7 protein-coding genes are annotated in these 8,040 nt (G+C 61.6%); 1 reads left to right on the top strand and 6 read right to left on the bottom strand.

Annotated elements, in window-relative coordinates; genetic code table 11:
• From CH256_RS21800 to CH256_RS21790, 3 genes are all read right to left on the bottom strand, one after another.
• Positions 1-1,769: xanthine dehydrogenase family protein molybdopterin-binding subunit (locus tag CH256_RS21800; RefSeq protein ID WP_256989510.1), on the bottom strand; the 1,769-nt coding region annotated here is incomplete at its 3' end.
• Positions 1,766-2,743, bottom strand: coding sequence for an FAD binding domain-containing protein (locus CH256_RS21795; RefSeq protein WP_037189104.1), 978 nt, complete (start codon positions 2,741-2,743; stop codon positions 1,766-1,768). The genes CH256_RS21800 and CH256_RS21795, both read right to left, overlap by 4 nt.
• Positions 2,744-2,746: 3 nt before the next feature.
• Positions 2,747-3,382: a (2Fe-2S)-binding protein gene (locus CH256_RS21790; RefSeq protein WP_230596196.1), complete on the bottom strand. Its 636-nt coding sequence runs from the start codon at positions 3,380-3,382 to the stop codon at positions 2,747-2,749.
• 280 nt (positions 3,383-3,662) lie between these two features.
• On the opposite strand from CH256_RS21790, the gene CH256_RS21785 reads away from it, so the two are divergent.
• Positions 3,663-4,784 (top strand): XdhC family protein, encoded by a 1,122-nt coding sequence (locus CH256_RS21785; RefSeq protein ID WP_052047454.1) that lies wholly within the window; start codon positions 3,663-3,665, stop codon positions 4,782-4,784.
• A 68-nt stretch (positions 4,785-4,852) separates the two neighbouring features.
• Here CH256_RS21785 and CH256_RS21780 read toward each other — a convergent pair whose 3' ends face one another.
• The 3 genes from CH256_RS21780 to CH256_RS21770 are packed head-to-tail and all read right to left on the bottom strand — an operon-like array spanning position 4,853 to position 7,938.
• A complete protein-coding gene (locus tag CH256_RS21780; protein WP_037189173.1) occupies positions 4,853-5,122 on the bottom strand; it encodes a hypothetical protein in 270 nt (89 codons plus the stop codon).
• Positions 5,123-5,140: 18 nt separating this feature from the next.
• Positions 5,141-6,478: a TRAP transporter large permease subunit gene (locus tag CH256_RS21775; protein WP_037189105.1), complete on the bottom strand. Its 1,338-nt coding sequence runs from the start codon at positions 6,476-6,478 to the stop codon at positions 5,141-5,143.
• Positions 6,475-7,938: an MmgE/PrpD family protein gene (locus CH256_RS21770; protein ID WP_052047455.1), complete on the bottom strand. Its 1,464-nt coding sequence runs from the start codon at positions 7,936-7,938 to the stop codon at positions 6,475-6,477. The genes CH256_RS21775 and CH256_RS21770 overlap by 4 nt, the downstream gene beginning before the upstream one ends.
• Between the last annotated feature and the right edge of the window lie 102 nt (positions 7,939-8,040).

The following is an 8,040-nucleotide window of genomic DNA, read 5'->3' as shown; positions in this document are numbered from 1 at the left end:
GCCGCCTCGGCGAACCGAGCATCGAAGCGTCCGAGACCTACACTCCCGAGGACGTAAGTGCCCGGTTCTCCATGCATGCATATGGAGCCGTGTTCGCCGCGGCGGCGCAACATGTCCCGATAGGTCTCTGCTCGGCCCGAGTCGCCACGTACCTGCATCTGCCCGTCGACGATGTCGATCTCGTCCGGCCGAGCCCCGTTCAGGGGGGATGCGGGATCGAGTACGGCGGTTCTGATGATGCGATCACGCAACATGTTCGCGGTGATCTCGATGCTCGAACCGATGCTGGCCATTCCCTGTGACCCGTATTGAGTTGCGGCCTGCGGATAGTTGCTGTCGCCGAGGGAGAATGTGACCCTGTCGAGTGGCAAACCCAGCGCGTCGGCAGCCAGCTGAGTCATCGCAGTGTAGGTACCTGGCCCGATATCACTTGCGGCGGCGAAGATCTCGGCTCTGCCATCGGAGTTGATCCGAGCCATCGCCGAGGACGGTGAGCGAAGTGTGTGGTAGAGCGCCGAAGCGGTACCCATGCCGATGAGCTGGTCGCCGTCACGTACGGCGCCGGGGGTCGCGTTGCGTCGAGACCACCCGAACGCATCGGCACCTCGGCGGAAGCACTCGGTAAGTCTGCGCGTGGAGAACGGGGTGCCATTGGTCTGGTCGACGGTAGGCTCGTTCCTGAACCGAATCTCCATCGGATCGAGCCGAAGCTGCTCTGCGACCTCGTCGATGGCGCACTCGAGGGCGAACGCGCCGGTGACGGCTCCCGGTCCTCGCATGTATGTCGACTCGCTGGTATCGAGGGGAACGACGGTGGCGGCCGACCGGTATGCCGGCGACGTGTACATCAGTCTCGTCCCCTCCGTGGGGGAGTCCTCGTAGCCTCCGTAACGGGACACCTCGACTTCGCTCTCGTGCACGGTGGCGAGAAATCTCCCGTCACGATCGGCACCGAGGGCCAGACGCTGACGGCTCGCGGGGCGATACCCGATTGCGGCGTACATCTGGGGTCGCGTCAGTGACAGCTTCACAGGACGACGCAGCTGGCGCGAGATCTCTGCTGCGAGGAACTGATGCGGCCAGGTTTCGCCGGCGCTTCCGAACGCGCCACCTACGAAGGGGGATATGACGCGAATGTTCTCGGCAGGAATCCCGAGAGCGCCGCTGTATGCGGCCCTGCTGTAGTGAATTCCTTGCACCTTGTCCCACACCGTCAGACGGTCGCCGTCCCACGACGCGATAGTCGCGGGGATCTCCATCGGGTTGTGATAATTGCGTGCAATGGAGTACTCGCGGTCGACGACGACAGGTGCGGTGCGGAGTGCTGTGTCGGCGTCTCCGCGGGCGTACGGGGCACCCATTCTGCTGGGTTCGCGGCCCATTTCTGCTGCGTCGTCGAGATTGGTGCTCTGCGGTTCCTCGTTGTACCGAATGGACACCAGAGCCGCACCGTGCGTCGCGGCCTCGAAAGTATTCGCGACGACAACCGCAAGCGGTTGGCCGAAGAAGTTGACCCGCGAGATGTCGTAGGGGAGTTCGATACCAGGGAAGTGTGTGATCACATTGACCACGTCGGGATGATCTCTGGCGGCGTCGGTATCGATCGATGCGACGGTTGCCCGAGAAACCCTGCTGCACACAAGGACTGCGTGCAGGTGGTCCGGTACTGGGTTGTCGGCAGCGTAAAGCGCAGCTCCGGTGACCTTGAGGCGTCCGTCGACGCGGGTGAGGGGTTGACCGGTCAGTACGCCGCTCAGTGGGGTGGTCACGACAGGGCCGCCATTCTGGAGAGCTGACGTCGGACGGTGCGTTGGAGCAATATCACCTTGAATCCGTTCTCGGACAGGGGTTGCGCGCCTTCCGCCGCAGCGTCTGCTGCGGTGGTCCACAACTCGGGGCTCGGCCTCTGGCCGACGAGTCGTTCCTCGACGCCGGTCAGGCGCCACGGGACCGTGCCGACTCCGCCGGCAGCGACCCTCGCCGACCGGACGGTACCGCCGCTGATGTCGAGCGCGACGGCAGCCGAACACAGCGCGAACTCGTAGGACGAGCGGTCACGGACCTTGAGGTACCCGGATCTTCTTGTGTCAGGGCGGACCGGGATCTCGACGGCGGTGATGAGTGCTCCGGGTGCGAGGTTGTTCTCGCGGTCAGGTGTGTCTGCGGGCAACCTGAAGAAGTCTGCGATCGGGATTGTCCGCTCTCCGTCTCGGTCTCGGGTGACTATCGTGGCGTCCAGTGCGGTCAGCGCGACGGCAAGATCGGATGGGTGTGTTGCCACGCACTCCGTGCTGGTTCCTAAGATCGCCAATGTGCGGTTGCGGCCATCGATTGCTGCGCAACCGGATCCAGGCTCGCGACGATTGCAGTTGGCATTGACGTCGCGAAAGTACAGGCAACGTGGCCGCTGCAGCAGATTTCCGCCGATGGAAGCCATATTGCGTAGCTGCGCCGAGGCGCTGAGATCTAGTGCCTGGGTGAGCATCGGAAACTGCTCCTGGACTTGTTCATCGGCCGAAACCTCGGACATGCGAGCGAGGGCACCGATGCGCAGGCGGTTCGAGTCGAGTTCTATGTCGCGGTAGGGCAGCGCGTTGATATCGACGACTCGGGTGGGCCGTTCGACGGTCTGACGCATCAGGTCGACGAGGGTGGTCCCTCCGGCAAGATAACGGGCACCGCCGTCGGCTGCGTCCAGCGCTGCTGCCTCATCGGCAGCCGTGTCATATTGAAAAGGAAACATGGTTCACGCACCTCCCTGTTCGGCCACGCGGGAGATGGCGGTGACGATGTTGGTGTATGCACCACATCGACAGATGTTGCCGCTCATGGATTCTCGAATCTCTTCGGGAGAGCCGGCGTGACCTTCACGGATACAGCCGATTCCCGAGAGAATCTGGCCGGAGGTGCAGAATCCGCACTGGAAGCCGTCTTCGTCGATGAATGCTTGCTGTAGCGGATGCAATTGGCCATCGGTCTCGAGACCTTCGATGGTTGTGATGTCGGATCCGTTCGCTTGAACGGCAAGCGTCAGGCAGGACAACACCCGCTGACCGTCCGACAGGACGGTGCAGGCACCACACGCGCCCTGGTCGCAGCCCTTCTTCGTTCCGGTCAGCTCCGTGTGTTCCCGCAACATGTCGAGCAGAGACGTGCGATTGTCAACGGCGAGTTCGCGTTCGGCACCGTTCACCGTCAATCGCACCGGCGACGTTTCGGATGGGGTGACCGGGGCGGCGGGGTCGCTGGAGCAGCCGTTCAACAAGGAAGCGGCCGCGATCGCTCCACCGGCGGCAACCGAGGTGCCGACGAAGGTGCGGCGCGTTATGGTGCGTCGAACATGGGTTGTTGCGGGCGAATCGACGTCGTGCTGTGGGGCCACTGCAGTCTCCTTGGCACTCTTCGAATGTGAGAACACGAATGTGAGCACCATGATTACCAGCGTCTCGCAGAATCGGACAGGCACTGGTTGGGCACGTACTGACAGGGAACCCCTATCCGGGTAAGTCTCATGGCAGGGGCCGTCATCGAGGCGTACCGTCGAACCATCGCCTGGTCGTTCGTGCTCGACACAGCGGCATCAGCGAGTTCGCCATTTTACGTCGCACGCGGTCTCGAATGCCGAGAGCCCAATCGCGCCGCGATCCGGGAAGGGCCCTTGAATGTACGAATTGCTCGACGACATCAGTAGTCTCCTGGAAACCTCTCCCGTCGCGTTGGCACGGGTGGTGGCCACGTCCGGGGCGGGACCGCGCGCAGTCGGAGCCAGCATGGTCGTGACCGCAGACGGGGAACCGTTGGGTTCGTTGTCGGCAGGCTGCGTCGAATCAGTTGTGATTCATACAGCGCTCGAGGTCATCAGAACCGGGACATCCGCGTGCGAGCTGTTCGGCTATTCCGATCCCGACGCAATCGAGGTCGGACTCCCGTGCGGTGGCGAGATCGAAGTGTTCATCGAGCGAATCGACCCCTCGCACAAACAATTGATCGATCGGTTGATTGCGGCTCGTGACCAGGATCGCCGGTTCGCTCTGGTCACGGTGCTCGACGATGAGCCGCGGCGTTTCGTGACGGGCGACCCGGAGGTGCCAGGAGGCAACCGGTCGGCGTGCGCACTCCATACCGGTGCGCTCACCCTGCACGAGTCGGGATCGACCGGCATCGTCGAAGTATCGGGTGACGGTGCCCGCGCGTTCGTCCATACTTTCCTCCCTCCGCCGCGGATGGTCTTGGCCGGCGCGAACGATTTCGTCCGAGCATTGGGTGCATCTGCCACGCTGCTCGGGTACCGGGTGACCGTCGTCGACGCCAGGCCTGTCTTCGCGACCACCGAACGTTTCCCGAACGTGCACGAGGTAGTGGTCGACTGGCCGCACCGATATTTGAAAGCCGAACACGCTGCCGGCAGACTCGACGCTCGCACGGTCGTATGCGTAATGACACACGACAGCAAGTTCGATGTCCCGATGTTGGTGGCGGCATTGGAGCTGGACGAGCTCGCCTTCGTGGGTGCGCTCGGTTCACGGCGGACGCATTTCGAGCGACTAGGACGATTACGGGCTACAGGGCTTTCCGAGCATGTGCTTGCGCGTGTGAACTCACCCCTCGGACTCGACCTCGATGCGCGGTCCCCTGAGGAAACGGCAATCTCGATTCTGGCCCAACTAATAGCTGACCGAAGTGGCGCTTCGGGACAGCGGTTGCGCCAGTTGGACGGACCTATACATCGACAGCACGAGATGGTCAGCGTCGACGCGCGCGTGTCGATGAATGCGGTTGTCTAAGAGGACAATTGCGACCTAACCGGTGGGTGCCGCCTCTTGTCGGCAGGCCACATTCGTTGCCGTGTGGTCTATGCACCATCCGGTGCCGCGTGACGAACGCTGGGGTCGATCACGGCGTCTTCCTCGGGATCTTCGAGATATGACATCACGAACGCAAGCAGCCCCGCTACCCCCGCGCTGCCGAATACGTAAGGGCTCATCAAGGCGAAAGTCTGGGTAACGAATTCCCCGCTGCCGAGGATCAGTCCGGCCGCCTGGCAGAGGACGATGACCAGCCCTCCGACCAAAAAGACAACGGTGCTGAGGCGGAAAAGTGTCGACACGGCCGTGCGGAACATGAAAGATGTCCTATCCATTCAGACGGGGAGAATGCCGAGCGCGATCAGCACACCGATGGCGAGAATTGGAATGCAGTAGTACTTGAGCAGCGGCACAAAGATTTTCGACGGATCGATTCTTGCTATTCCTGCGGCGATGTAGATCGGCGCGCCGGACGGTGGTGACGCTCCCTCGGTTGACGCGAAGACCAGCACCGCGGCGGCCGCAATCGGTACAGGGACGCCGGCACCGGCCAATGCTGCGACAGCCACCGGTCCGACGGTTGCAACGGTGGCCGATGCCGTCAGGGGGATCGCGATGACGACGATGATGATCCCGACAAGGATTGCCATCAGCCACGTCGGAGCGGCCAATGACTCGAGCATCGAGGTCAGCTGCTCGGGCAGCCTCAGCTGGCCGAGAACGGCGGACGCGGAGAACGCCGCGACGAGCGTCGTGCCGATGATTCCGAACTGAGGTGCCGATTCGCCGAGTATTTTCCACCAGCCTTTGCCGTCCCTGGGCAGGTGTCGACGTCCAAGGAAGAGAACGAGCAGAATCATCAGCACGGGGATCCAGGTGATGATGCTGATCGCTCTCGACATCACCAAGTCGGTGTATCGACCGAGTGCGTTCGCGATCGGCCCCTGGGTGAGGAACAAGGGGACGAGAAGCGGAATGAGTAGAAGGCCCGAGGTCCACCCAGCACGAAGACTGCGTCGGGCAGGGATTCGGTCCTCGACAGCGATCGGCTGCAGGCCGTTCTTGCGAATCAGATAGAAATTGAGCACAAGTCGGTAGACGAGACACCACACGCCGGCGATGGCGAGGGGGACGATGATTTCGTCCGCATCCATCATGCCACTGACAGTGGACGATCCGACCAAGATGAACATCGTGGCACTGAATGGAAACGTCAAACCCATACCTGCTGAACCGGCTACGACGGTGGCAGATAACTCTCCGCTGACGCCGGAACGTTTCATCCATGGAACCGTCACCGACCCCACGACTGCGGCCATGGATGCGCCGACGTGGGCGACCGCACCGAAAATCGCTCCGGCCAGCGTCGTGGTATAGATCGGTCCTCCCTTCATTCGCCCGAGGAATGAGTTGAGAATATCGATGAGCCGATCGAGCACCGGTGTCTTCGCCAGAATGAAACTCATGAAGATGAACGCCAGAGCAGCAAAAGTAATTTCGGCCTGAATCGCCTGGACGAAGCCGTTCGCCATATATCTCGGCGCATCTCGGCCGGCGAATGCGCCGACTACGACGAAGCCGACGAGCATTGCCTCGCCGATGTTGCGTTTGAGTAGCGCATTCCACACCACGATCGTGCCGATGAATGCCACGAGCGCCCAGATGGCGATCACAATCGTGCCTCGGTTCTCGTCGAAGTCGACTGCGAAGATGTTTCGTACTTCAGTGAACAACTATTGCTTGCAGCAGGACTGAGGGTTTCCAGTACCACCGTGACGTCCTCGACTGATTCCAAGTTCTTGATCAAGTCCACGACCTCGTCCAGACTGTCGTCCGAATACCTGGTAACGGCGACCGCCGCACAATCGATGAATTTGTCGACCAAATCGACCCAGGAGAGCGGCGCATCGTCGTTTCCTGGTACCCCGGTACCGATCTTCTCGTATCGCCGACCGTCCCGGGTGACGATCTCGACTCGTCCCGGAGGTAACTCGAGAGTCCAGTCCAGGGACGCATCGCTTATCGGGACTATTCTCTGGGCAACGGCCAGGACGGATGTGTCCTTCAACGACTTGCTGGTGAAATGCGAGATCTTGATGGTTCCGTGAACAGCGCCGACCGCGACGAGAAACGGGAGGCTGAACTTTGCGTCGACCAGCGTCGTCGGAGTTCGGCGTGCTTCGAGTGGACGGCACATGAGATCGTGGTAGTCGCCGACGAATACGCGAATCTCGCTGAGGTCATCGGCAATCAGGCGATTTTCTTTCAGTAGTTCGATGGTCGCGTGAATGTGACTGTGGGCGGTACCGACAGCCGGCCACTTCTTGTAGAGAGTTCCGCTGCCGAGGTAATCGGTTCCCAGACCCTCGAGGATCTTTTCGCGGTTGTATACGCCTCTGAAGTATGTTTTCAGGAAACCGTGTTCGCCCTCGAATAGGGTGTCGACGCCCGTGGTGCCTTTCTCCGCCAAAAGAACGGCCGTTACCGCGCCTCTGGCAGAAAAGCCCGCGTACATACCACGCAGGTCGCTTCCGGTTCCAGCCACAACTTCCATGACACCACTCGATTGCATGCTTGCGATGCCCAGTGCATGGGCGATCTGACTGGCGGTAAGGCCGATTACACGGCCCGCTGCTGCGGTGGCGGCGAACACCCCTACCACCGTCGACAGGTTCCAGTCCTTACGCCAACCGACGTTGCACCGAAGTCGGGCGAACAGGTCCTGACCCGCCGCGACCGCCGCGATGAGGTCCTGGCCGGTCACTCCGCCCTTGCGCTCCGCGACTGCGAAAACGGCGGGAACGATGGAACTGGAAGCATGTTGACCCCAAGGGGTCTGATCGTCGTAGTCGAGGCAGTGGGCCAAGGCACCGTTGGCGAACGCTGCCGCGATGGCCGGGACTTTGCCTCCGAAAGCCACGAGGGACGCCTCGGGGGTACCACCACCCTCTTGGACCAGGTCGATAGCTGCGCGTACTGCGGGTTCGACGCCACTGGCGGCGAGGACTACCCCGAGAGTGTCCAAGACGCTTTTCTTGGCGGCGTCGATCGCCTCCGGCGACAGTGTCTCGAACGTCGTATTGGCCGCTGCGTAGGCCAGGTGATGTACCAGATCGTCGGTTTCGGTCGGCATATAAAACCCCTATCGCGATTACCTCGAATGACATCGTCCGCTTCTGGACACGCGTTGTCGCTTGGGTCACAGTTCGAGTCGATCTATTAAGGGGTTACGCAG

The organism is Rhodococcus sp. 05-2254-6 (assembly GCF_002258565.1).
Lineage (GTDB): Bacteria > Actinomycetota > Actinomycetes > Mycobacteriales > Mycobacteriaceae > Rhodococcoides.
This window is presented reverse-complemented; position numbering and strand designations above follow the sequence as displayed.